The organism is Streptococcus sp. SCPM-O-B-23252 (M501) (genome assembly GCF_058200355.1).
The window spans coordinates 338140-360368 of sequence record NZ_JBYQGS010000001.1 but is presented as its reverse complement, the minus strand read 5'-3'; the positions used below and the strand labels follow the sequence as shown (position 1 = coordinate 360368).

Here is a 22229-nt window from a genome sequence, read left to right as displayed (position 1 = left end):
CTTATTCTCCTTCCTGTCTTTGCTGCCGTTGGTATTGTTCATAATACCAACCTTCTTGAGCTAGTAAATCACTAGCTGTTCCTTCTTCCACAATTCGTCCTTGATCTAAAACAAGGATCCAATCTGCCTGATGGACAGCTGATAGTCGGTGAGAGACAATCAAGGTTGTCTTTCCTTGTCGCTCTTGTTGAATAGTTTCAATAATAGCCTGTTCCGTCTTAGCATCTACTGCGGATAAAGAATCATCCAAGAGGAGTAACTGGGCATCACGTAAAAAGGCACGTGCCAGAGAAATCCGCTGTTTCTGTCCTCCCGATACGGATACTCCCTTTTCTCCAATCAGAGTATCCAGACCATCCGACATCCGGTCCAAATCATCTGCGAAAGCAGCCTGAGCGATTGCAGCCATGATTTCCTCTTGACGAGCCCCCTTCTTACCAAGGGAAATATTTTCTAGAATAGACTTCGAGAATAGGATGTGTTCCTGAGAGACGTAACCAATTTTTTCCTCAATGGAACGTCTCACATAACGTGCAACGGGCTGCCCATTGATGGTAAACATTCCTTGGCCAAGTGGGTATTGCCGTAAGAATTGACGGACCAAGCTCGTCTTTCCAGATCCTGTCCGACCCACAATCCCAATGGTTTGCCCTTTGTTAAACTGCAAAGAAATCTGTGAAAGACTCTCCTTCTCCGCCATGGGATAAGTAAAAGAATAGTTGTCAAAAGCTACCTCATCAAGTTCCTCTAACCAATCGTCCCCATCCCTTTCCAAGTCATCATCCTCTTCGACCAATTCTGACAATTTTTTGTGGGATGTCTTGGCTGTTTGATAGACAAGGATGAAGTCTGCTAGCATCCACATCGGCTCAATCAAGGCCACTAGATACAATTCTAGACCGAGCAGTTGACCCAAGCTAATCTGTCCAGTTTTCAAGAAATGGCCCCCACAGACCAAAAGAAGGACGGTTGAAACCCCGATAAAGAAGAGGGCAAAAGGACCAAAGGCATTTTGAATAGAGGCGATCTTATCGCCCGTCTTGGCCAAACTTTCTGTCCGCTCTTGAAATTGTCGTACCTGACGCTCCTTACGGCTATAGGCCCGCATTACCCGAATCCCTTCGATGGATTCTAAGACCTCATCGTTTAAATGGGCCACCGCATCACGGTTTTCATCCACATAAACCTCTTCCTTTTTCCCAAGGAGATAGGTTGATAAAACTAGGAAACTCATGGGAATAAAGGAAATTAAACTCAACTGCCAGGAAATCAAGAACATGGCTGGAATGATAAAGAGGAACAAGCCTCCTCCATAAAGGACAATCAGCATCCCATAGCCGACCATCCCCATCATCCCGTCTACATCCGTGGTAAAACGAGTCAAGAGATCCCCTGAGCGAAATTTTTCATAAAATGGCCGTCTCATGGCTACGAGCTTACGAAAAGCTTGCCCCTGTATCCTAGCCTTGTAATGGACCGAAGCTTGAAACAACTTCAGATGCCAGTAGTAAGCAGAAATGTAATTTAAAAAAGTAGCTCCCAACAAGAGAGCAATATCTCTCGTAAAACTTGACTGGGTCAAGGTCTGCTTGCTCAGCTGGTCGACTAGTCGTTGAATGACCTGTGTCGGTATTAAAATTGTATAATCATAAATCACTAGGACCACAGCAATGCTGAGATACAGCCACTTATGCTCCCAGATGTACTTCCATAAAGCTCCTATCATCTTCTCCCCTTTCAATTTGGCACAGAAAAAACCCAAGTAGGAGCTGAGTACGTGCTCAGTCCACACTTGGGCCTTCTGATGCCTATCACCAATTCAGTTAAGGCAGGCAAAAATGCATACAAAAAACCCAAGACAGACTCCTCCATCTTGGGTTTCATTCATTGTTTACATTGAACTCAACTGAGATTGGAGAAGCTGTGTATTCAATTGTGTCATCAAAACATCTACTTTGTTCATGATGGTTTTCTCCTTTCTCTTTGTTGCTATAACTTTACCACGGATTTCTGTGCTTGTCAACGTTTTTTTGAAAATTGTTGAAAAAGATTCCACGAATAGGCTCCCAGTTAGAAGAAAGCGTACAAAAAAAGCCTAGATCCCCTCTAAGCTTCTCTCTTTTACTATGCTAGTTGCCGGGATTGAACCGGCGACCTCATCCTTACCATGGATGCGCTCTACCGACTGAGCTAAACCAGCAGTACCTATCTACTATATCATGGAGATAGGCCTTTTGTCAATATCCTGACTCATTTTTCTGTCAAATATTCTTCCTTAGTGAGGACATAATGGACTCTCGTCACTATTCTCCCTTCTTCATGCAAGTCTAGCATCGCGTAGGGCTCCTCGTGAGAATATTTCATCCCTGATTTGGCCATCACCCGTCCAGAAGCTGGGTTGTCCTTATCATGAACAGCAATGAGCTTGTTCATCCCTAACGGTTCAAAAGCCAAGGCAATGACTGCCTTGGTAGCCTCTGTCGCAAGACCTTGGTTCCAATAGTCTTTATTCAGAACATAGCCGATACTCCCCTTCTTCAGAGAAAGATCCAAATCCAGTAAATCAATCGTCCCGATAAATTTTCCATTTTCTTTGAGATCGATCCCCCATCTGCCAAGTGGGCTCGCTAGGTAAAAGAGGGCAATATTATTACGCGTCTCTTCTAGACTATGATTGGTTGGAAAGGTATAGCGCGTAACTGTTTCATCAGAAGCATACTCAAACATAGCCGGTGCATCTTCAAGAGTGACCGGACGCAACCGTAAACGCTCTGTCTCCATTTCACGATAAGCCGCTAACTTCACATATAAATTTTCCATTTGACACTCCTTCTTTAGGGATTAGTTTAGCAGAAAACATAAAGGAAGACAATCTAAAATTTTTTCTTGATTTTTGATTAGCTTTTATATAAAATAAAACCATTCGGTTAAAAAAATTGGGATGAGGAGTGAAAAGGTCATTGAGTTAGGAGAGCAATCTCACACCAATGGCCTTTTTGCACCTATATCTAAGCAAGGAGAAATAAACATGTTAATCGGTATTCCAAAAGAAATTAAAAACAATGAAAATCGTGTCGGTTTGACACCTGCAGGCGTACAAAGCTTGGTGAAGAAAGGACACCAAGTTCTGGTGGAAACAAATGCTGGACTTGGTTCTGGCTTTGCGGATGAAGATTACAGCAAACAAGGAGCGACCATTGTCGCAACCGCTACAGAGGCTTGGGCCGCTGAATTGGTAGTTAAAGTAAAAGAACCCCTCGCTGAAGAATACGGCTTCCTTCGTGAAGACCTCTTGCTCTTCACCTACTTGCACATGGCTGCTGCTCCTGAATTAGCAGATGCCATGGTCGCTGCTAAGACAACTGGGGTAGCTTACGAAACAGTGCGAGACCTTGAAGGACAATTACCACTCTTGGTCCCAATGAGTGAGGTCGCTGGACGGATGGCCGTGCAAATCGGGGCTCACTTCTTGACCAAACAGGAAGGAGGTTCAGGCGTCCTCCTAGGTGGTGTGCCTGGTGTTCCAAAAGGAAAAGTCACTATCATCGGAGGCGGGGTCGTTGGAACCCATGCTGCTCGTATCGCTCTTGGACTCGGTGCCCAAGTCACCATCTTGGATATCAGTGCCAAACGCTTGTCTGTCCTAGAAGATGTCTTCGGTCATCAAATCCAAACCCTCATGTCCAACCCATTTAATATCGAAGCCAGTGTCCGTGATGCCGATGTTGTCATCGGGGCTGTCTTGATTCCTGGGGCTAAAGCTCCTAAATTAGTAACAGACGATATGGTCAAACAAATGCGTCCAGGTTCCGTCATCGTCGACGTTGCAGTTGACCAAGGTGGTGTTATCGAAACAGCAGACCGTGTGACAACGCATACGGAACCTGTTTACGAAAAACATGATGTGCTCCACTATGCCGTTGCTAATATCCCAGGAGCTGTCGCTCGCACTTCTACTATCGCCCTTACCAATGTAACCCTTCCTTATGTAGAAGCTTTGGCTGACAAAGGCTTCCATAAGGCCATCGCACTTGATGAAGGCTTGCGCCAAGGGGTCACTACTTACCAAGGCCATATCACAAGCCAACCAGTTGCAGAAGGTCTAGAACGCGACTTCACTCCAATCGACGAATTGGTTTAAACTATCATATATTTAAAGAATTATCAACGAAAAAATAAGCAACTTATTTTTTCATATGAACTAATAAAAAAGTTTTGAAAAAAAACAAGTTGTTTTGAGTTTTTTAAATCATTTTCAGAGATTTTCCGCTGTGTGAAAAGTGCCTGAAACAATTTAGTTTCAAGCACTTGGAATAATTGAGAGTAAAACAGTTTGGGAAACTGTTTTAGCCTGAGCCCAGAAATTAAAGAGCAAAGGGGCTCAATAAAAATTGAACACGGGCTGCGGATTGTGTCAAAAAGATAAGTTTTTCTAGAATCAAAAGATTCTGCGTCAAACTTCCTATTTTGACTTTATCCGCAGACGCCCTTTGTATCTTGATTTAGTCATGGAACTTCCTGGATTGCTGAAATCATCCACTGAATAATTTTACCTAACCTCCGTTCTCACCTAAGGAAAGTCTAGAAAATGATTTTATCGTCAATTTAAGGCAAAGATCCTCTGATCTTTGCCTCTTTTTTTATTCCGTTTCTTCTTCCACATCCAATTTTTCTTTGAGCACTGGATTTGGGAGGGGCTCGTAGGCCCGGATAATTTCAGCAACTACCGGATGGCGAACGACATCCTTGGCAGAGAAATGCACAAAGTCAATCTGAGAAATATTTTTCAATTTCTCCTGGGCATCAATCAAACCGGATTTGACATTTCGAGGGAGGTCGATCTGGCTGGTATCTCCATTGACAATCATCTTGGAGTTAAAACCAAGACGGGTCAAGAACATCTTCATCTGCATGATGGTGGTATTTTGCGCTTCATCGAGAATGACAAAGGCATCGTCCAAGGTTCGGCCCCGCATATAAGCCAAAGGGGCAATCTCGATAATCTCCCGCTCCATCATCCGAGTAGTCTGGTCTTTCCCCAAGATTTGATAGAGGGCATCATAGACCGGTCGTAGATAAGGGTCTACTTTTTCCTTGAGATCTCCCGGAAGAAAACCAAGGCTCTCTCCAGCTTCCACGGCTGGGCGAGTCAAAATAATGCGCTTGACTTGACCACGCTTGAGGGCGGTCACGGCCAAAGTTACCGCCAAGAAGGTCTTCCCAGTCCCTGCTGGTCCAATCCCGAAGGTCACATCATGGTGCTTGACACTATCTACATAAATCTTTTGACCTAGCGTTTTTACCCGAATGGGCTTGCCGTAGCTATCCTTGATGATTTCTTCTTCATACAAGGCCACGAACTTATCCAACTCATCATTACGAACCATTTGAATAGCTGTTACAACATCCGGCGTCCCGATAGTCATGCCACGATTCACCAAGATAAGCAAAGCCTCAATAACTTGTCTGGCTTTTTCACAATCTTCTTCTTGACCGATGACCTGGACAATTTCTGTTCGGGCATGGATGATCACATCCAACTCCTGCTCCATCAAACGCAAGTGACGTTCATTGGATCCAAATAGATGGAAGAGATCATCTGGATGACTTAATTGAATATCAATTGAATGTTCTTTCAAATAAAGAACCTCTCTATTTCTGTAAGTTTTCTCTATTATAACAAAGAGACCGAGAATTGACCATCCCCGGCCCACTTTGATTTTCTTGTACTTAATGACCTAGGTATTCTTCCCAAATTGCATCAAAATCTCCTAGATTAAAGGAGAAACTGGCATGCTCTTCCAGAAAGCGACTGACTTCATCAAAATCATCTGTATGCTTTGGAAAGGCTGTCTCATGAAAGGCCAAATCAGCCAGAAGAGCCTTGGGAGCATTGCTTTTGGGATTGCGCTCTGTCATCAACCAAGTATAAAATGATTTTCGCATAGGACTCCTCTTATTTTAATTCTGTACCAAAGGCATCCTGTGTGATTTTCCCTGCTTTCATCAAGCCTCCCAGAGCTTTTTTGAACTGCCCCTTGGAAATGCCAAAGGTTGCCTTAATATCTTCTGGGGAGGACTTATCATTCAAGGTCATAAAGCCTCCGTTGTTTTCTAAATATGCCAAAATCATCTGTGCATCGTTTTCCAGCATTTCAAACGAGCGTGGCTTCAAGGATAAATTCAAGGTCCGATCCACCTCTCGGAAACCAATAACCCGGGCATCTAGGACTTGTCCCAAACGAGGTTCGGCAAAGCGCTCACTTGGATGGATAAAGCCTAACATATTGTTCTCAGGTAAGTAAACAAAGGTCCCTGAAAGTTTTAAGCGATAGACGATAGCCGGCCAGTTCTGATTCTGCATATTGTTGTAGGCTGGACGAGCAATCCGTTGGAAGTCTTCTTGGTAGGCCAAGACACCCCAAATCCGGTCTTTTTTATCGACTTCCAGGCGAACAAAGAGTTTATCCCCTTTTTTAGGCCATAGTTCCTTGATCTCTGGCAAAATATCCAGAGAGACGACAATCTCCTTGTCTGGTAGACCAGTATCGACAAAAACGCCCAGGTCCTTACGAACTTCTGTCACTGTCCCCCAGCCAAATTGGTTCTGACGAGCAGTGACTTCAAGTGTGGTCAGGCGCAAACGTTGCTTCATATCTGTATAGGCAAAGCCCTTGACGGACTCTCCAAGAGCATGCTCTCCTTCAGACTTATCCAAGGCATAGGTTTGCCCATCCTTTTGGACAAAGTAAAAACGGTCATTCTCATCCGTAACAAGGCCCACGATATCATGTGCGAGATTGGTATTCATTTCTTCCTTCTTTCTAGCTAATGATGATCAATAGCCCCTTAATGGAAATAAAACCCAGCCAGCAGTGCCAACTGAGTTCATTTCCTCTATAAACTGCTGGAAATGATTAGACTTCAAGCAATTCTTTTTCTTTGTGAGCTGTCATTTCATCGATATGTTTCACAGCATCATCCGTTACTTTTTGGATTTCTTTTTCAAGACCCTTCAATTCATCTTCAGTGATTTCTTTTGCTTTTTCTTGTTTCTTAGCTTCATCCATCGCATCACGGCGGATGTTACGGATCGCTACCTTAGCATTTTCACCGACTTTTTTCACTTCTTTAGCCAAGTCACGACGTGTTTCTTCTGTCAAAGCTGGGATGACCAAGCGGATAACCGAACCATCGTTGGCTGGAGTAATACCAAGATCAGAAGCATTCAAAGCGTGCTCGATATCTTTCAATGAAGACTTGTCAAAAGGTGTGATCAACATCACACGAGCTTCTGGAATCGTGATAGATGCGATTTGATTCAATGGAGTATCAACTCCGTAATATTGAACATAGATACGGTCCAAAAGACTTGCGTTTGCACGACCTGCCCGGATACTTCCAAATTCACGTCCCAAACTTTGGTGAGACTGAGACATTCTTTCTTTAGCTTTTTCTACGATTGGGTTTGCCATTTTATTCCTCTAACTTCCTTATTTTTCTACATTATTAGAAACGGTAGTACCGATATTTTCTCCAAAGACAACGCGTTTGATGTTCCCTGGCTCATTCATGTTGAAAACGACTAAGTCAATATCATTGTCCATTGAGATGGTCGATGCTGTCGAATCCATGATACGAAGGCCTTTATTGATGACATCACGGTGAGTTAATTCTTCAAACTTCACAGCTGTCTTGTCTTTCTTTGGATCAGCATTATAAACGCCGTCGACACCATTCTTAGCCATCAAGATTGCGTCTGCTTCAATTTCAGCGGCACGAAGAGCAGCCGTTGTATCCGTTGAGAAGTATGGAGAACCAATGCCTGCACCAAAGATAACAATACGCTCTTTTTCCAAGTGACGAAGGGCGCGGCCACGGATATAAGGCTCAGCGACTTGTTGCATGGCAATCGCTGTTTGGACACGCGTATCTACTCCAACCTGTTGAAGAGAATCCGCCATCACCAAGGCATTCATAACTGTTCCAAGCATTCCAGTGTAATCTGCTTGAACGCGATCCATACCTGCTTCTGCCGCAGGTTCTCCACGCCAGAGATTTCCTCCACCGATAACGAGAGCAATTTCAATTCCAAGGTCATGAACTTCTTTGATTTCAAGAGCCATCTTTTGAACCGTCTTGATATCAATTCCGACACCCCGTTCACCGGCTAACGCTTCACCTGATAACTTAATTAAAATACGTTTATACTTAGGTTCTACCATTTTGTCACTCCTTTTATGATCTGTATTATTTTACCACAAAAAGCGTTTTTTATATAGTGAAATCCATCAAAAAATTTTTATCCTTCCAACTTTTATCTCCTGCTAAAACTTCTATAACTATTTTGTTAAAAAATACACTAAACAAACAAAAAAGCTACCCGAAAGTAGCTTTACATTCTAATTAAAGTGAGTTAACATCCACTTTGATACCAGGACCTTGAGTTGTAGTCAAAGTCAAGCTAGTTACGTAAGTACCTTTAGCTGTAGCTGGTTTTGCTTTTTGGATAACATCGTTGAAAGCTTTGAAGTTTTCAACCAATTTATCAGCGTCAAATGACACTTTACCGATAATCGCTTGAACGATACCTGCACGGTCTGCACGGTAAGTGATTTTACCACCTTTAGACTCTTCAACTGCTTTAGCAACATCCATTGTTACAGTACCAGTTTTAGGGTTTGGCATCAAGTTACGTGGTCCAAGGACACGTCCAAGACGTCCAACAAGAGCCATCATGTCAGGTGTAGCGATAACAACGTCGAAGTCCAACCAACCATCGTTGATTTTCGCAACAAGGTCATCTTCACCTACGAAGTCTGCACCAGCAGCTTTTGCTTCTTCAGCTTTTGCACCACGTGCAAATACAAGAACGCGAGCAGTTTTACCAGTTCCGTTTGGCAATACCATTGCACCACGGATTTGTTGGTCAGCTTTTTTCACGTCGATGTTCAAGTTGTAAGCAACTTCTACAGTTGCATCAAATTTTGCAAAGTTAGTTTCTTTTGCAAGAGCTACAGCTTCTTCTACGCTGTATGCTTTTGTGCTGTCGATTTTTTCAAGTGCAGCACGAAGTTGTTTGCTTTTTTTAGCCATTTTATCTTTCTCCTTGTAATGTGGTCATATCGATTTTCATCTCCCACGTCACTCGTCTCATGATCAAGTGTATTGCGGGCAAATAGGATTGTTACAATTAGTCAGTAACAGTGAATCCCATAGAACGAGCAGTACCTTCGATCATACGCATTGCAGACTCAATGTTTGCAGCGTTCAAATCTGGCATCTTAGTTTCAGCAATTTCTTGTACTTGTGCACGAGTAACTGTTGCAACTTTCGTTTTGTTAGGTGTACCTGATCCTTTTTCAACACCTGCAGCTTTTTTCAAAAGAACAGCAGCTGGTGGTGTTTTTGTAACGAAATCAAATGATTTATCTTCATAAACAGTGATCACAACTGGGATAATCATACCAGCTTGGTCAGCTGTACGAGCGTTAAACTCTTTAGTGAATCCCATGATGTTGATACCTGCTTGACCAAGTGCTGGTCCAACCGGTGGAGCTGGAGTAGCTTTACCAGCAGGGATTTGCAATTTTACAAGTTTTTCGACTTTTTTAGCCATTTCTTAAATCCTCCTTTGTGGTTTTGGCGGTAATTACAGATTTTTACCTCCCACAAGTATGCTCTGCGCATACCTTTCTATTATACACTATTTTCTTCCGAATGCAAGAAAAAATTTCATTTTCATCACACTTTTTTTACTTTTGTGATAAAATAGAGGTATGTTAATAAAAGTTGCTTCCCTTGTATTTATTTTTTTGACCCTGATTCTCAGTGGGATTATTATTCGAGTCTTTAAACTGCGACGTTATGGCTGGAATTTTGCCGACCTGGCTTTTCCTCTGTTTGCGCTAGAATACTATTTAATTTCAGATGCGGCTTACTATCATAATTTGTTGCCACAATTATTATTGGCCTTGTCCCTTTTAGCTATTGGCTTAACCATTTATTTTTTGAAAAAGAGACGTAGTTTTTACTATCCGAAATTTTTTAAGTACTTTTGGCGAGCAGGCTTCCTCATTACCTTCTTCCTTTACCTCATTATGACGATCAGTCTCTTCATCTGATCTATAGCAACAATAAAACGGTATAAACTAAAATCATAGTTCATACCGTTTTTCTATTTGTTTCTGGACTTATGCAGATGGGTCACTAAGGAATAAATAAGACGATTCATCAACCACAAGATTCCTTCCATGACCAGTCCTAGGACAAGGGTCAAGATCCAGCCAGTCAGATGAAGATGGCTGAGATTAAAAACGGAAGAAAATACAAAAACCGACAGGCAAAATCCAACTATATTCAGAAGGATGATGCCCAATTTTACATGATTGAAGGGAAGGCTGAGTTGGTATACTTTTGTAAAGCCAATCAAAGCCAGCAGGTAAATCGAGATGGTCGAAATATCTCCCTGACTTAATCCAAGGAAAGGACCCAGAACCACAAGAAAAAGTACCGATATGAGATTGGTCAAGGCAGCTGGAAGAGCTTGCTCTATCACGGTTTCAATAAAGTCTCCTTCTATCCGGGCACGATTCTTCTCCAAGGCCAGTAAGAAACCGGGGATTCCGATGGTAAATCCACTGATCAAGGACATCTGAGAAGCCTGGATAGGATAAGTGAAAGCAAAGAGAATGGCCAAAATAGCCAATAATATTGAAAAGATATTCTTGACCAAAAAGAGACTCGCCGAACGCTGAATATTGTTGACCACTCGGCGGCCTTCATCTACAATCGAAGGCATGTGAGAGAAGTCCGAATCTAAAAGCACAACCTGGGCCACCTTTTTGGTCGCATCATGGCCCGTATTCATGGCAATACTACAATCTGCCTTTTTCATAGCAAGAATGTCATTGACCCCATCCCCTGTCATCCCAACCTTATGACCATCCGCCTGCAAGCTCTCTACGAGGATTTGTTTTTGTTCTGGACTAACCCGTCCAAAGACTGTGTAGGTCCGGGCTGCATCTACTACCTCCTCATATGTCTTAAGCTGACTCGCATCGACCACTTGATCCGCATCAGGAATACCTGCTTTCTGAGCAACGGCAGCAACTGTTACAGGATGATCCCCTGAAATAACCTTGATGGTCACCCCTTGTTTTTGGAAATAAGCAAAGGTTTCAGGAGCAGTCGACCGTACAGGATTCTCCAAGACCAAAGCTAGGAGGGGAAGGACTGGAGCTTCTAATTCTTCCGTCAATTGCTCCCCCTGGTAATGCCCCAAAATAAGGACACGCGCCCCCCGTTCAATCTCTCGCTGCCAGACTTCTTGGTAAGCATCGAGATCATCTCGAAGCAAAACATCCGGTGCCCCTAATAAGTAAATGCCTTCTTGGAACTGAAGACCCCCAAATTTCTTCTTAGATGAAAAAGGAAGACGGTCTTGAACGGTCCATACTTCACTTGTTTGGACTGAGTGATACTGCCGAATGGCCGTGATGGTATCATTCCGATCTTCACTGGCCTGGAGATAGTGGCTTAATATTTCTTTGCCTTCTTTTTCATCTAGTGCCAAGGGGAGGAGCTCGCTCACCTGCATCCTGTGTTCGGTAATGGTTCCCGTCTTGTCTAGACAAAGGACGTCGATACGGGATAGGGTTTCAATCCCCTTCATACTGTTGAGTAGGACCTTTTGAAGGGCTAAGCGGGTTGCTCCAAGCACCAAGGCCAGGGTCATTAAGAGATAGAGTCCTTCTGGGATCATCCCAATGATGGCGCCGACCATGGAGGTGATGCTAACTTTGAGCGAGTCTTGATTTCCTAGATAGCTCTGCATGAACAAGAGCAAGCCAATCGGGATGAGAATCATTCCGATCATTCGGACAAGACCATCCACAGCATGAACCATTTCGGATTCTTCGTGTCCCTTGACTTTCTTAGCAGATAGACTCAGCTGATTAATATAAGACGCATCTCCTACTTGTTCCAAGACGGCAACTGCTTGACCTGAGATGACAAAACTTCCTGACATGAGTTTCTGATTCTCACCTTTAGGGATTTCATCTGCTTCACCTGTTAATTGAGACTCATCGACCATGATCGAGCCATCCAGAACCTTGGCATCCGCGTAGATCTGATCCCCTGCTTGGAACAAGACGACATCCCCCTCTACCACCTGGTCGACAGGAAGATCCAGCCGTTCTCCTTCACGAATCACTCGAGCTTTCTCCACTTGAAGGAGGCGCATCTTATTCAAAATCCGTCGAGACCGCAATTCTTGAACAATCCCAATCAAGGAGTTAACGACCACAATGGGAACAAATAACATATTGTTCCAAGACCGTACTAGTATCAATAAGATAGCTAGAATACCAAAAACCAGGTTGAAATAGGTAAAGACATTTGAATAAATAATCTCTCTCGTCGACTTTTCTGCCGTGATCGTTACTCGATTTTGTTTTCCTTCTCTGATGCTGCTTTGGACTTGCTCATTCGTTAGCCCGCTATATCGCTTCTCTTCCATATTTTCTTCTTTCTTTTTTCTGTATCTAGTTTAGCAAAAAGAATGTCTTCTGGCTTGAGACTAGAGACCGAAGATTGTGTAGATCTATTCGTGAAGTTCAAGAGGCAAGCCATCTGGATCAAAGAAGAAGGCCATTTTGCGCCCATCAAAATCATCCACCCGTAGTTCTGTATGAGGGATTCCTAATTGGTCAAACTCTGCTAGACAGGCTTGAACATCTTCCACTTTAAAAGCCAGATGACGGAGACCGGTATGCTCTGGATGAGGGAGAAAGGGTCTTTTTGGGGCAACTGGTTTGATAAATATTTCCAAGGTCAGATTTCCCTTTCGAATATTAAAGAGAATATCCTGCTTTTCTGGTCGATGGTGTTCGTCTAAAGGTTCAAAGCCTAACTTGTCTACATAAAATTCTCTGGTTTTGTCATAATCGTGGCCAATAATGGCAATGTGGTGAATGGTATCGAGATGCATCTGCTGTCCTTTTCTTTTTTATCGTAAACAAAACCTGCCCCTTGTACAGGCAGGTTTTTGCTATTGTCAAATATCTCATTCCTTCTTCATCTAAAGAAAGATTAATTGGTCTGTAAGACCTTTCTTGGCTTGGTTCCTTCAGCTGGTCCAATGACACCTGCCGCTTCCAAGTCTTCCATGAGGCGAGTGGCCCGGTTAAAACCAACCGATAAGCGGCGCTGAATCATGGAAGCACTGGCTTTTTGAGTTTCAATCACGAGCGCCTTTGCCTCTTCAAAGAGAGGATCGCCTTCGTCTGAGCCACCCATACCTCCATCAAAGTCTGACTCAGATACTTCACCTGGATCGAAGGCATCATCATAATCCGCTTCAGCTTGTTCTTTGACGAAGTTGACAATCCGCTCCACATCATCATCTGAGATAAAGGATCCTTGTAGACGGATCGGATGATTTTCATCAATTGGTTTAAAGAGCATGTCCCCACGACCGAGCAATTTCTCTGCTCCATTTTCATCCAAGATGGTCCGTGAGTCGGTTCCAGATGAAACCGCAAAAGCGACACGAGAAGGCACATTGGCCTTGATCAAACCTGAGATAACGTCAACCGATGGCCGTTGGGTCGCCAAGATCATGTGGATCCCCGCCGCACGAGCCTTTTGTCCAAGGCGAATAATGGCATCTTCCACTTCTTTACTTGCGACCATCATCAAGTCTGCCAACTCATCGACAATGACCACGATCAATGGGAGGGGCACTTGCTTCATCTCAGACTGGGCATTGTACTCAGCCACCTTAGCATTAAAGCCAGCAATATTCCGAGCGCCAACTTTTGAGAAGAGCTCGTAGCGATTTTCCATCTCATCGACAACCTTTTGTAGGGCTCGACTAGCCTTGCGTGGATTGGTCACAACTGGGATCAAAAGGTGAGGAATATCATTGTAGACAGAAAGCTCTACCATTTTTGGATCGACCATCATAAATTTGACTTCGTCCGGACGGGCCTTCATCAAGATACTCGAAATGATCCCATTCACCGCTACTGATTTACCAGATCCAGTAGACCCCGCTACCAAGAGGTGGGGCATCCGAGCCAAATCAAATGTCCGAGCTGAACCATCTACAGCCTTCCCGAGAGGAATCTCAAGGAGTTTGGTAGGATCAGTTTTGGACTGCTCCCACAATTCACGGAAGGAAACCGTCGCAATCTCTGAGTTGGGCACTTCGATTCCGACCAGAGACTTCCCTGGAATCGGCGCTTCAATCCGCACATCCTTGGCTGCTAGGGCTAGGGCCAAATCATCTGCTAGGTTGGAGATGCGGTTGACCCGTACACCCACAGCCGGCTTGACTTCATACTTGGTAACAGAAGGACCGATTTCCGCCCGTTCCACTGTCGCCTTGATGTTAAAGCTTGCAAAGGTCTCTTCCAAAATGCGGATGTTCTGACGAACGATATTTTTCTCTTTGGATTGATTTTTCGGCTTGTCAGGTGCGAAGAGATCAATGGTTGGAAGTTTGTATTGAAGGAGTTCCTTAGGCGTGAAGTCTACAGTGACTTCTTCATCCATATCCTCCTCTTCTGAGACGTCCTCCATCTCCTCTGGGTAGTCGTCCGACCATTCTTCCGAATAGCCTTCCTCTTCATTTGGTAGATATATTTGAGGGTAGACCTCCTCTGCAGGCGCTTCTACTTCGATTACAGGTTCTATGACCTCACCTGTCTCAAGATCTACAGGATAGCCTTCTGTACTCATGGGACTAGCTTCTGCAAGTAGATCGATACGGGCAGCCTCCTCTGCTTCTGCTTGAAGGGCCTTCTTCTCTTCACGCTCGACAAAGCGCTCTTGGCGACGAATTTCCCGTTTTTCCATAAAGGAGTGAAAAGCTGCGACAGCCTGCTCATACAAATCATAAACCGAATAAGAACTCATCAAGAGGAGTCCTAATACGATCAAGAGTCCTCCAATGAAATAAGTCCCGATGTTCGAGAGCAAGAAGGCAATCGGTGTATATAAGATCGCTCCTAGTAGTCCTCCTCCTGCAAAAGAAGAGACGCGAAGGTGCACGAGGTCCCCTAAGATACGTGAGAAGGTTGGCCCGAAAGAAGAGCCTTCAAGTTTCAAGAGGGAGACAAAGTAAGCTTGATAGATCAGTAACAAGCCTGCAAAAAGACTTAAAAAGCCAGACAAGGTTCCCTCATGCTTCTCAATCCATTTGAAAAAGAAGAGGTAGACAATAACAGCCGTCATCGCTACGTAAGCCAGACTACCTACCAAGAGACGGATAAGGTTGTAGGTCACTAAGCCTAAGGCACCTAATCTTAAAAAGGCGAAAATGAAGACGAGAGTTAAGACAATCGTCATGATCATTCGGCGAATTGCTTTTTTTCTTTCTATTTCTGCTTTAGACAGTCGTCTTGTCGACCGTGTTTTTTTTGATTGATTATTGTTTGCCATAACCTTTATTATACCACATTTCTAGACTAGTTCTCTAGTAAAATCCTTTTCTCTCATCTGCGACATAAACAACAAAAAACAGCACCTCACAGGTACTGTTACTTATAGATTTTTCTTTGGGTGGCGGTCGACGATAACTTGATGCTCTTTCAACGCTTGTTTTCCTTTTTCCGTCAACTGATAGCCCCGAACTGTGAACTCTTGTGCCAACTCTTCTTCGGTAAAGTGATCCGCCAAAGCTTGGTTCAAATCGGCTGCTTTCATTTTGGACAAGCCCGCGACTCCCTTCTTTTTGAGAATGGCTTTTTTCATGGTCGCATTGATATGGTCCAGCGAATCAAAAGCGGATTCGATAACTGCATACCCCTTATCTACCAAAGCCTTCAAATGTTCCGGCGCATGAATCCCATAAGTATATTCGAAGTACTTAGGAAACCAAGTCTCCGTCGTAAATGTTCCAAAATGGATCCGCTACAAGAGAATGATATCCCCCGCAAGCAAGCCATCTTGGAGCAACTCCATATTTCGTTTAGAAACAGGCTTTGGATCCAACAACCAAGCTTCCAAGTCTCTCTCAAGCGAAATATAAGGTTTCACCTCGTAATCTGCATAAAATTTTTCTAGTATATCTGAAATAGTTGTCATCTGTTTCTCCATTTTAATCCTATCTCTCTTTACCTATTTATACCTTCATTTGGAAAAATTCTGTTTTGATTGGAGGATTTATAGATAATTCCCCTCATCCTTCAAGTATTGTTGCGCCTTTCGAACGATATAGAGCGACTCATCTTCTGAAACCAACTTGCGAAAGAGCTCTTCCGCTCTAGACTTATCGCCTTTAAGAGTAGCATTCAAGGCTTGGTAGTAGATCATTTCCAACTGCTGGTACTTGAAATCATTACATAAATCTTCGAAATAGTCATTGCTTTGGTGGGCAATGGTTAAATCATAAAGAGCGAGACAGACCTTTTTAGTTTTCTCAGCTAGTGTAGGGTCTGTAATGGTCAAACCATTTAGCCTAGCCTCCAGCTCTTCTCTAGACAAATCAGTATCTGTCAGCACGATCGAACGAATAAGATAACTCTCAAAAAAGTTCTTATATTTCTGCGGTAGTTCCTTCTGGCTGAGTGCTTCCCTAGCTTCTTTTATGACAGTATCGAAATCTCCCATCATAAAAGAATAGGCAACCGATGTCAGCTTCATATCTATCTGTAAAATGGGCTTTTTCACATTCTTGTTCAACTGAAGGTATTGCTGCCAAAAAGCTAAATCTAAGTCTACATGCAGCAAGGTGTTGCACTTTTTGGTGTAGCTCTTCTTGAGCCATTGGATGAATAAAAACAAGCCTGCAAGGACCAATAAGAGGCCAGCAGTCTGAAGAAGAGTATCTCTGACCACGAACCCCACGCAAATAATCAAAAGCATTGCCAAGACGCCTGCAGATCTAATATAGAGTCTATAGTTTTTACGTAGAGTTTTATAATCCATCTTGTAGCCTCCTTTCCATGATTTGTTTTATTTTAGGAATTCGTTCATTTTCCAACAAAACGACTTACCTCCCATCATACCTCATTTTTCATAGGCCCGCAAGCTGAATATCGCCTCATTCCAAGGCTAGATTTGAATCAAATGGAAAATTAAGGTACAATAGAGGATAGACTAATGTGTTGAAAGGATTAATATGAAAAAATTAATTGCCCTACTTGTATTTTCCGGTTTAGCTTTGGCAGGATGTGGCTCTAATCAATCAGATACAAAGACATCCTCTAGCTCGGCTTCAGAAACTAAGCAAACAACTACTTCTAGCGTAGATGCTAGTGAACAAAAGAAATTAGATCAGCTTCGTAAGGATATCCAAGATGCGATGACCAATGAAAATGCGGTCTTTCCTCAGCTCTCCAACGAAGTTGCTGAAGATGAAGCTGTCGTGAAAATCACGACCAACAAAGGGGACATTACCGTTAAGCTCTTTCCGAAATACGCACCTTTAGCCGTTGAGAATTTCTTAACTCACGCTAAGGAAGGCTATTATAATGGTCTCCTCTTCCACCGCGTGATTAATAACTTTATGGTCCAAACAGGAGATCCTAAAGGAGATGGTACAGGTGGTGAGTCCATTTGGAAAGGAAAAGATACCTCTAAAGATTCAGGAGCAGGCTTTGAAAATGAATACTCCCCTTACCTCTACAATCTTCGTGGTGCTTTAGCTATGGCCAATTCTGGACCAAATACAAATGGTAGCCAATTCTATATTAACCAAAATAAAGAAGACTGGTCCAGCAAGCTTCCAACTGAGCGCTTCCCTGCTAAAATCATCGAAGCCTATAAGAATGGTGGGAACCCTACCCTTGATGGTGGGAACTACACTGTCTTTGGACAAGTCATCGACGGCATGGATGTAGTCGACAAAATCGCCGAAGTTGAAACGGACGACAAAGACAAACCAAAAGAAGATGTCAAAATTGAAAAAATGGAAATCGTAAAAGACTACGATTTCAAGAAATAAGCAAAAGAGAACCAAGCGGTTCTCTTTTTGTGTTTACGTCAATTCATTAAAGTCCCAGATTTGGTCCATCCAACCTTCATAGAAATCTGGCTCGTGGCAAACCATGAGGATCGATCCCTTGTACTCTTTAAGGGCCCGTTTCAATTCATCTTTAGCATCCACATCCAAGTGGTTGGTCGGCTCATCTAGTACCAAGACATTGTTTTCACGGTTCATCAAGAGACAGAAGCGTACCTTGGCTTGCTCCCCACCGGATAGTACCTGAATTTGGCTCTCGATATGCTTGGTCGTCAAGCCACAGCGAGCAAGGGCAGCACGAACCTCTGCTTGATTGAGAGCTGGAAATGCATTCCAGACTGCTTCTAGCGGTGTCTGACGATTGCCTCCTTCAACCTCTTGCTCGAAATAGCCAAGCTCAAGATAATCCCCGCGCTCGACTTCACCAGCAATTGGAGGGATAATTCCTAAAAGACTCTTCAAAAGAGTGGTTTTCCCGATCCCATTAGCTCCGATAATGGCTACCTTTTGATTGCGCTCGAAGGTCAAGTTTAAAGGCTTGGTCAAGGGACGTTCATAGCCAATTTGGAGATCCTTGGCCTGGAAGATAAAGCGTCCAGGTGTGCGGGCATTTTTAAATTCAAAGGAAGGTTTTTGTTTCTCGCTTTGCAACTCAATGAGTTCCATCTTATCCAGCTTCTTCTGACGAGACATGGCCATATTCCGCGTTGCCACACGCGCCTTATTACGGGCCACGAAATCTTTGAGGTCAGCAATCTCTTTTTGTTGGCGCTCATAAGCCGCTTCCAATTGCGATTTCTTCATTTCATAGACTTCGAGGAATTGGTAATAGTCCCCAGAATAGCGGGTCAACTGTTGATTTTCCACATGGTAGACGATGTTGATCACATCGTTCAAGAAAGGAATATCGTGGGAAATAAGGACAAAGGCATTTTCATAGTTCTGCAAATAGCGTTTGAGCCAATCGATGTGCTCTGCATCCAAGTAGTTGGTTGGCTCGTCCAAGAGAAGGATATCTGGTTTTTCAAGGAGCAATTTAGCCAAAAGGACCTTGGTCCGCTGCCCACCTGACAGGGCCGTCACATCCGTCTCCATACCAAAGTCCATGACCCCAAGAGCACGCGCCACTTCATCTATCTTGGCATCCAAGGTATAGAAATCCCGGCTCTCTAACCGATCCTGGAGCTCTCCGACTTCTTCCATGAGAGCATCCATATCCGCTCCATCTTCAGCCATTTCCATATAGAGGTCATTGATGCGAGCCTCTGCTTTAAAGAGCTCGTCGAAAGCTGTCCGCAAGACATCGCGCACCGTTTGCCCTTCTTTTAGGACAGCATGCTGGTCAAGATAGCCAGCGGTCACATACTTAGACCACTCGACCTTCCCTTCGTCGGGTTGCATCTTGCCCGTCACGATGCTCATGAAGGTGGATTTTCCTTCACCATTGGCCCCTACCAATCCGATATGCTCTCCCTTTAACAAGCGGAAGGACACATCCTCAAAAATAGCCCGGTCTCCAAAGCCGTGGCTTAAATTTTTCACCTCTAAAATACTCATGATTGACTCTCTTTCATTGATTTCACTCGTATGATTATATCATCTTCAAGACAGAATTAAAAGGGAGTCCAACTCCCTTTTTTCTTACAAACCTAAGTCCGCATATGGTTTCCGGTAGCCCACTTGAACAACTTTTCCGTCCTTCACTAAGAGAGGGCGTTTGATCAGCATGCCATCGCTAGCTAAAAGGTCTGCCGCTTCTTCTATCGAAAGCTGATCCACCTTGTCTTTCAAGCCTAACTCCCGATACTTCATCCCACTGGTATTAAAGAAGGATTTGATTGGTAGGGAAGACTCCTTGATCCAAGTTTGTAGTTGCTCACTGGTCGGGGTGTCTACCACGATATCTTGACTATCAAACTCACAGCCTAAGCTCGTTAACTCCGATTTCGCCTTGCGGCAGGTCGAACATTTTGGGTATTCAATAAATGATAACATCTTTTCTCCTTATTCTTTCCAAGATATGGCCTCATGTTGCAACAGCCAACGCTTGCGATCTAGTCCAGCAGCATAGCCTGTCAACTTTTTCTCCGTACCCAGCACCCGGTGACATGGGATAAGGAGGAGCAAGGGATTCCGACCTACTGCTTGACCGATGGCTTGGGCAGATTTGCAAGACAAGGCCCGGGCAATCTCTCCATAAGTCCGACTTTCCCCATAGGGAATCTGAGCTAGACAGGCCCAAACTCTTTGTTGAAAGTCTGTCCCTTGAGGAGATAGGGGAAAGGGCATGGAAGGATTTTCCCCTATAAAGTATCGATCCAGCCATTCAAAGACAGCTTCATGAAGTGGCTGACAAGCTTCTTCGATATGCTCAAGCCCCTGCTCACAATTGGCTTGGTCACAAAACCAGATCCCAACTAGGCTTTCCTCATCCACCACAACAGATAGAGGCCCCAAGGGACTCTGATAGAGTTGGCGATAAAACCTAGTCATTTTGAGACTGTTCTGCACGGTAGTCCCAACGATCATCTTCGCTAATCACTTGGAAGAGGCTGGTTTCTGCCTTTCGTTTGATCTTCTGATAAGCGAGACGCACCCCATCAATTGGTACCTTCCCACAGTAATGGAAACCTAACTTCTCTAAAAGGTGTTGCATGACCTTGTTGTCAGGATGGGTATCACAGCGAAAATCCGGGCCTTTCTCTCCTTCGATCAAGCCTTGAAGGAAGGTTTGGGCTACGCCTCGTCCAGCAGCTTCTTTGGCAACAGCGATCCGGTGAAAACTGATATAGAGATAGTTATCATGTTCCCATTTTCCATCATAAATGTCATTATAAGCTGCTTCATTTCCCTTGTAGAGAGCGGCATAAGCTACGACTTCTTGATTCTCTACAGCTACATAACCACGGCTTTCTAGGATATCCTCAAAAATGATTTCTTGATCCGGATAACCATCCTGCCATTGGTCCACGCCAGCTGCAGCTAAGCTATCCTTGCCATCTTGGATGATTTCCATAATCCGATTGATTTCATTGGGATAGGCCATTCTAATTTCCATCAGACTCTCCTTTTTCTTCCTCTTGGTGGTAACGGGCATAAAGTTCACTCTTTTGTAGCCCGAATTGTTTGGCAACCTGTTTAATCGCTTGGTTCTTTTTCATACCAGACTGGACCAGTAGATCAATCTCTTGGATCAGATCCACTTCTTCTAGATCTGGCTCCTGCTCACTGGCTCCCTCTACAATCAGAAGGCACTCCCCCTTGAGGGTATTTTCCTCTAGGTAAGCCACTAACTCTGTGATGGTCCCTCTCGTGTACTCTTCATAGATCTTGGTCAGTTCTCGGACCAGGACAACTGGACGATTCCCATAAACTGCCAGCATATTTTGAAGCGTCGCACGAACTCGGTGCGGAGACTCATAAAAGATCTGGGTCTCAGGATAGGCCAATTTCTCTTGGAAAAAGGCCTTTTGCTGCCCTTCCTTGCGTGGAAGAAAACCATAAAAAATATGGGGCTGGGGTGCCAGACCACTGGCAATTAGGGCAGTAATGCCGGCACTCGGACCAGGAACTGCCACAACAGGGATTTCTCGCTCAATCGCTGCCTTGACCAGGTCGTGACCTGGATCCGAAATACTAGGCAGTCCTGCATCCGAAACCTGGGCCAGGTCCTTTCCAGACTCTAAATGAGCAATCAAATCAGGGATTTTCTCCATAGCATTGTGCTCGTGAAAGCTGGTTTGTGGTGTCGCAATCTCAAAATGCTTGAGCAAGAGTCCTGTATTGCGTGTATCTTCCGCCGCTATCAGATCCACCTCTTTTAGAGTTTGGATCATGCGGTAGCTCATGTCATCCCGATTGCCAATTGGGGTTGGCACTAAAAAGAGAGTCCCTGTCGCTCTATCCCCTTTAAAACTTCGTTGAATCTGCATGTTTACTCCCTAAATAACAATTCATCACAGAAAATACACTCTTCATCATTTTCACGACGTTGACCATAGGAGTCTGTACAAACATGAAATCCATCATTGTAAATTCTTTGTAAATTTTCACGACCATTGCGATGGAATTTAGGGGAGCTGGTTTTCTCCACTTCTCCTAAGCGCTCTCTCAATTTATCATTTTCAAGACGCAGAGCTGTATTTTCCTCGACAATGAGTTTGAGATTTTTCTTAATAGCTTCAACCTCTGCTAATGTAACCAGCAATTCCTGGGAGAAGCCATCCAAAGCATCAAATAATTCTTTTTTATTCAT

Annotated in this window: 22 protein-coding genes, 1 tRNA gene and 1 pseudogene; 3 read left to right on the top strand and 21 right to left on the bottom strand. The window is 43.8% G+C overall.

The genetic code is table 11. The features are described 5' to 3' along the window. Position 1: 1 nt before the first annotated feature. The 3 genes from AC3E6G_RS01725 to AC3E6G_RS01715 form a co-directional block, all read right to left on the bottom strand. A complete protein-coding gene (locus AC3E6G_RS01725; protein WP_485789645.1) occupies positions 2 to 1726 on the bottom strand; it encodes an ABC transporter ATP-binding protein in 1725 nt (574 codons plus the stop codon). 401 nt (positions 1727 to 2127) lie between these two features. Further along, positions 2128 to 2200 (bottom strand) — tRNA-Thr (locus AC3E6G_RS01720). Positions 2201 to 2250: 50 nt separating this feature from the next. Next, a complete protein-coding gene (locus AC3E6G_RS01715; RefSeq protein WP_490700302.1) occupies positions 2251 to 2820 on the bottom strand; it encodes a GNAT family N-acetyltransferase in 570 nt (189 codons plus the stop codon). 208 nt (positions 2821 to 3028) lie between these two features. Between AC3E6G_RS01715 and ald the strand changes: the two genes are divergently transcribed. Beyond that, on the top strand, positions 3029 to 4141 hold the full coding sequence (ald, locus tag AC3E6G_RS01710) for an alanine dehydrogenase (protein WP_490700301.1): 1113 nt from the start codon (positions 3029 to 3031) through the stop codon (positions 4139 to 4141). 499 nt (positions 4142 to 4640) lie between these two features. On the opposite strand, the gene AC3E6G_RS01705 is transcribed toward ald, so the two are convergent. The 7 genes from AC3E6G_RS01705 to rplK form a co-directional block, all read right to left on the bottom strand. Then, complete coding sequence (locus tag AC3E6G_RS01705; RefSeq protein WP_185946450.1) at positions 4641 to 5639, bottom strand: PhoH family protein; 999 nt, start codon at positions 5637 to 5639, stop codon at positions 4641 to 4643. A gap of 91 nt (positions 5640 to 5730) precedes the next feature. Beyond that, positions 5731 to 5946: a YozE family protein gene (locus AC3E6G_RS01700; RefSeq protein ID WP_023023987.1), complete on the bottom strand. Its 216-nt coding sequence runs from the start codon at positions 5944 to 5946 to the stop codon at positions 5731 to 5733. Between the two features lie 10 nt (positions 5947 to 5956). Continuing rightward, on the bottom strand, positions 5957 to 6811 hold the full coding sequence (gene cvfB, locus AC3E6G_RS01695; protein WP_490700300.1) for an RNA-binding virulence regulatory protein CvfB: 855 nt from the start codon (positions 6809 to 6811) through the stop codon (positions 5957 to 5959). A 106-nt stretch (positions 6812 to 6917) separates the two neighbouring features. After that, complete coding sequence (gene frr / locus AC3E6G_RS01690) at positions 6918 to 7475, bottom strand: ribosome recycling factor (protein WP_006595853.1); 558 nt, start codon at positions 7473 to 7475, stop codon at positions 6918 to 6920. An 18-nt stretch (positions 7476 to 7493) separates the two neighbouring features. Continuing rightward, on the bottom strand, positions 7494 to 8225 hold the full coding sequence (pyrH, locus tag AC3E6G_RS01685; protein WP_006595852.1) for a UMP kinase: 732 nt from the start codon (positions 8223 to 8225) through the stop codon (positions 7494 to 7496). 181 nt (positions 8226 to 8406) lie between these two features. Continuing rightward, positions 8407 to 9096, bottom strand: coding sequence for a 50S ribosomal protein L1 (gene rplA / locus AC3E6G_RS01680; RefSeq protein WP_006595851.1), 690 nt, complete (start codon positions 9094 to 9096; stop codon positions 8407 to 8409). A gap of 97 nt (positions 9097 to 9193) precedes the next feature. Further along, on the bottom strand, positions 9194 to 9619 hold the full coding sequence (gene rplK, locus AC3E6G_RS01675; RefSeq protein WP_006595850.1) for a 50S ribosomal protein L11: 426 nt from the start codon (positions 9617 to 9619) through the stop codon (positions 9194 to 9196). 160 nt (positions 9620 to 9779) lie between these two features. Between rplK and AC3E6G_RS01670 the strand changes: the two genes are divergently transcribed. Beyond that, positions 9780 to 10124: a DUF3397 family protein gene (locus tag AC3E6G_RS01670; RefSeq protein ID WP_006595849.1), complete on the top strand. Its 345-nt coding sequence runs from the start codon at positions 9780 to 9782 to the stop codon at positions 10122 to 10124. 53 nt (positions 10125 to 10177) lie between these two features. Here the strand turns inward: AC3E6G_RS01670 and AC3E6G_RS01665 are convergent, their stop codons facing one another. The 5 genes and pseudogenes from AC3E6G_RS01665 to AC3E6G_RS01645 form a co-directional block, all read right to left on the bottom strand. Then, a complete protein-coding gene (locus AC3E6G_RS01665; protein ID WP_490700299.1) occupies positions 10178 to 12523 on the bottom strand; it encodes an HAD-IC family P-type ATPase in 2346 nt (781 codons plus the stop codon). Between the two features lie 84 nt (positions 12524 to 12607). Next, positions 12608 to 12994, bottom strand: a complete 387-nt coding sequence (gene gloA2, locus AC3E6G_RS01660) for an SMU1112c/YaeR family gloxylase I-like metalloprotein (RefSeq protein ID WP_414298021.1) — start codon at positions 12992 to 12994, stop codon at positions 12608 to 12610. A 101-nt stretch (positions 12995 to 13095) separates the two neighbouring features. After that, complete coding sequence (locus AC3E6G_RS01655) at positions 13096 to 15450, bottom strand: DNA translocase FtsK (RefSeq protein ID WP_414298022.1); 2355 nt, start codon at positions 15448 to 15450, stop codon at positions 13096 to 13098. 102 nt (positions 15451 to 15552) lie between these two features. Then, positions 15553 to 16107 (bottom strand): annotated as a pseudogene (locus AC3E6G_RS01650) (hypothetical protein). Positions 16108 to 16173: 66 nt separating this feature from the next. Beyond that, positions 16174 to 16938: a hypothetical protein gene (locus AC3E6G_RS01645; protein ID WP_061564229.1), complete on the bottom strand. Its 765-nt coding sequence runs from the start codon at positions 16936 to 16938 to the stop codon at positions 16174 to 16176. A 193-nt stretch (positions 16939 to 17131) separates the two neighbouring features. On the opposite strand from AC3E6G_RS01645, the gene AC3E6G_RS01640 reads away from it, so the two are divergent. Beyond that, positions 17132 to 17956: a peptidylprolyl isomerase gene (locus AC3E6G_RS01640; protein ID WP_048689668.1), complete on the top strand. Its 825-nt coding sequence runs from the start codon at positions 17132 to 17134 to the stop codon at positions 17954 to 17956. Between the two features lie 33 nt (positions 17957 to 17989). On the opposite strand, the gene AC3E6G_RS01635 is transcribed toward AC3E6G_RS01640, so the two are convergent. From AC3E6G_RS01635 to yabA, 6 genes are all read right to left on the bottom strand, one after another. Beyond that, positions 17990 to 19531 (bottom strand): ABC-F family ATP-binding cassette domain-containing protein, encoded by a 1542-nt coding sequence (locus AC3E6G_RS01635; protein WP_414298023.1) that lies wholly within the window; start codon positions 19529 to 19531, stop codon positions 17990 to 17992. An 84-nt stretch (positions 19532 to 19615) separates the two neighbouring features. Then, on the bottom strand, positions 19616 to 19969 hold the full coding sequence (locus AC3E6G_RS01630; RefSeq protein ID WP_048789566.1) for an arsenate reductase family protein: 354 nt from the start codon (positions 19967 to 19969) through the stop codon (positions 19616 to 19618). A gap of 9 nt (positions 19970 to 19978) precedes the next feature. Then, a complete protein-coding gene (locus AC3E6G_RS01625) occupies positions 19979 to 20467 on the bottom strand; it encodes a methylated-DNA--[protein]-cysteine S-methyltransferase (protein WP_048789565.1) in 489 nt (162 codons plus the stop codon). Further along, complete coding sequence (locus tag AC3E6G_RS01620) at positions 20460 to 21032, bottom strand: GNAT family N-acetyltransferase (RefSeq protein WP_048689681.1); 573 nt, start codon at positions 21030 to 21032, stop codon at positions 20460 to 20462. The genes AC3E6G_RS01625 and AC3E6G_RS01620 overlap by 8 nt, the downstream gene beginning before the upstream one ends. After that, the gene (gene rsmI, locus AC3E6G_RS01615; protein ID WP_048789564.1) at positions 21022 to 21906 is read right to left on the bottom strand and encodes a 16S rRNA (cytidine(1402)-2'-O)-methyltransferase; all 885 of its coding nucleotides are present in this window, start codon (positions 21904 to 21906) and stop codon (positions 21022 to 21024) included. The genes AC3E6G_RS01620 and rsmI overlap by 11 nt, the downstream gene beginning before the upstream one ends. Positions 21907 to 21908: 2 nt before the next feature. After that, the gene (gene yabA / locus AC3E6G_RS01610; RefSeq protein WP_023024026.1) at positions 21909 to 22229 is read right to left on the bottom strand and encodes a DNA replication initiation control protein YabA; all 321 of its coding nucleotides are present in this window, start codon (positions 22227 to 22229) and stop codon (positions 21909 to 21911) included.

Bases quoted from the DNA above. Each gene is read 5' to 3' on its own strand.
- AC3E6G_RS01635 (WP_414298023.1), bottom strand. From the start codon at position 19,531: ATGAGTATTTTAGAGGTGAAAAATTTAAGCCACGGCTTTGGAGACCGG.
- AC3E6G_RS01640 (WP_048689668.1), top strand. From the start codon at position 17,132: ATGAAAAAATTAATTGCCCTACTTGTATTTTCCGGTTTAGCTTTGGCA.
- AC3E6G_RS01665 (WP_490700299.1), bottom strand. From the start codon at position 12,523: ATGGAAGAGAAGCGATATAGCGGGCTAACGAATGAGCAAGTCCAAAGC.
- AC3E6G_RS01670 (WP_006595849.1), top strand. From the start codon at position 9,780: ATGTTAATAAAAGTTGCTTCCCTTGTATTTATTTTTTTGACCCTGATT.
- pyrH (WP_006595852.1), bottom strand. From the start codon at position 8,225: ATGGTAGAACCTAAGTATAAACGTATTTTAATTAAGTTATCAGGTGAA.
- AC3E6G_RS01625 (WP_048789565.1), bottom strand. From the start codon at position 20,467: ATGACTAGGTTTTATCGCCAACTCTATCAGAGTCCCTTGGGGCCTCTA.
- AC3E6G_RS01655 (WP_414298022.1), bottom strand. From the start codon at position 15,450: ATGGCAAACAATAATCAATCAAAAAAAACACGGTCGACAAGACGACTG.
- AC3E6G_RS01725 (WP_485789645.1), bottom strand. From the start codon at position 1,726: ATGATAGGAGCTTTATGGAAGTACATCTGGGAGCATAAGTGGCTGTAT.
- ald (WP_490700301.1), top strand. From the start codon at position 3,029: ATGTTAATCGGTATTCCAAAAGAAATTAAAAACAATGAAAATCGTGTC.
- AC3E6G_RS01700 (WP_023023987.1), bottom strand. From the start codon at position 5,946: ATGCGAAAATCATTTTATACTTGGTTGATGACAGAGCGCAATCCCAAA.
- AC3E6G_RS01630 (WP_048789566.1), bottom strand. From the start codon at position 19,969: ATGTTATCATTTATTGAATACCCAAAATGTTCGACCTGCCGCAAGGCG.
- frr (WP_006595853.1), bottom strand. From the start codon at position 7,475: ATGGCAAACCCAATCGTAGAAAAAGCTAAAGAAAGAATGTCTCAGTCT.
- AC3E6G_RS01645 (WP_061564229.1), bottom strand. From the start codon at position 16,938: ATGGATTATAAAACTCTACGTAAAAACTATAGACTCTATATTAGATCT.
- rsmI (WP_048789564.1), bottom strand. From the start codon at position 21,906: ATGCAGATTCAACGAAGTTTTAAAGGGGATAGAGCGACAGGGACTCTC.
- rplK (WP_006595850.1), bottom strand. From the start codon at position 9,619: ATGGCTAAAAAAGTCGAAAAACTTGTAAAATTGCAAATCCCTGCTGGT.
- AC3E6G_RS01620 (WP_048689681.1), bottom strand. From the start codon at position 21,032: ATGGAAATTAGAATGGCCTATCCCAATGAAATCAATCGGATTATGGAA.
- gloA2 (WP_414298021.1), bottom strand. From the start codon at position 12,994: ATGCATCTCGATACCATTCACCACATTGCCATTATTGGCCACGATTAT.
- rplA (WP_006595851.1), bottom strand. From the start codon at position 9,096: ATGGCTAAAAAAAGCAAACAACTTCGTGCTGCACTTGAAAAAATCGAC.
- yabA (WP_023024026.1), bottom strand. From the start codon at position 22,229: ATGAATAAAAAAGAATTATTTGATGCTTTGGATGGCTTCTCCCAGGAA.
- cvfB (WP_490700300.1), bottom strand. From the start codon at position 6,811: ATGAATACCAATCTCGCACATGATATCGTGGGCCTTGTTACGGATGAG.
- AC3E6G_RS01715 (WP_490700302.1), bottom strand. From the start codon at position 2,820: ATGGAAAATTTATATGTGAAGTTAGCGGCTTATCGTGAAATGGAGACA.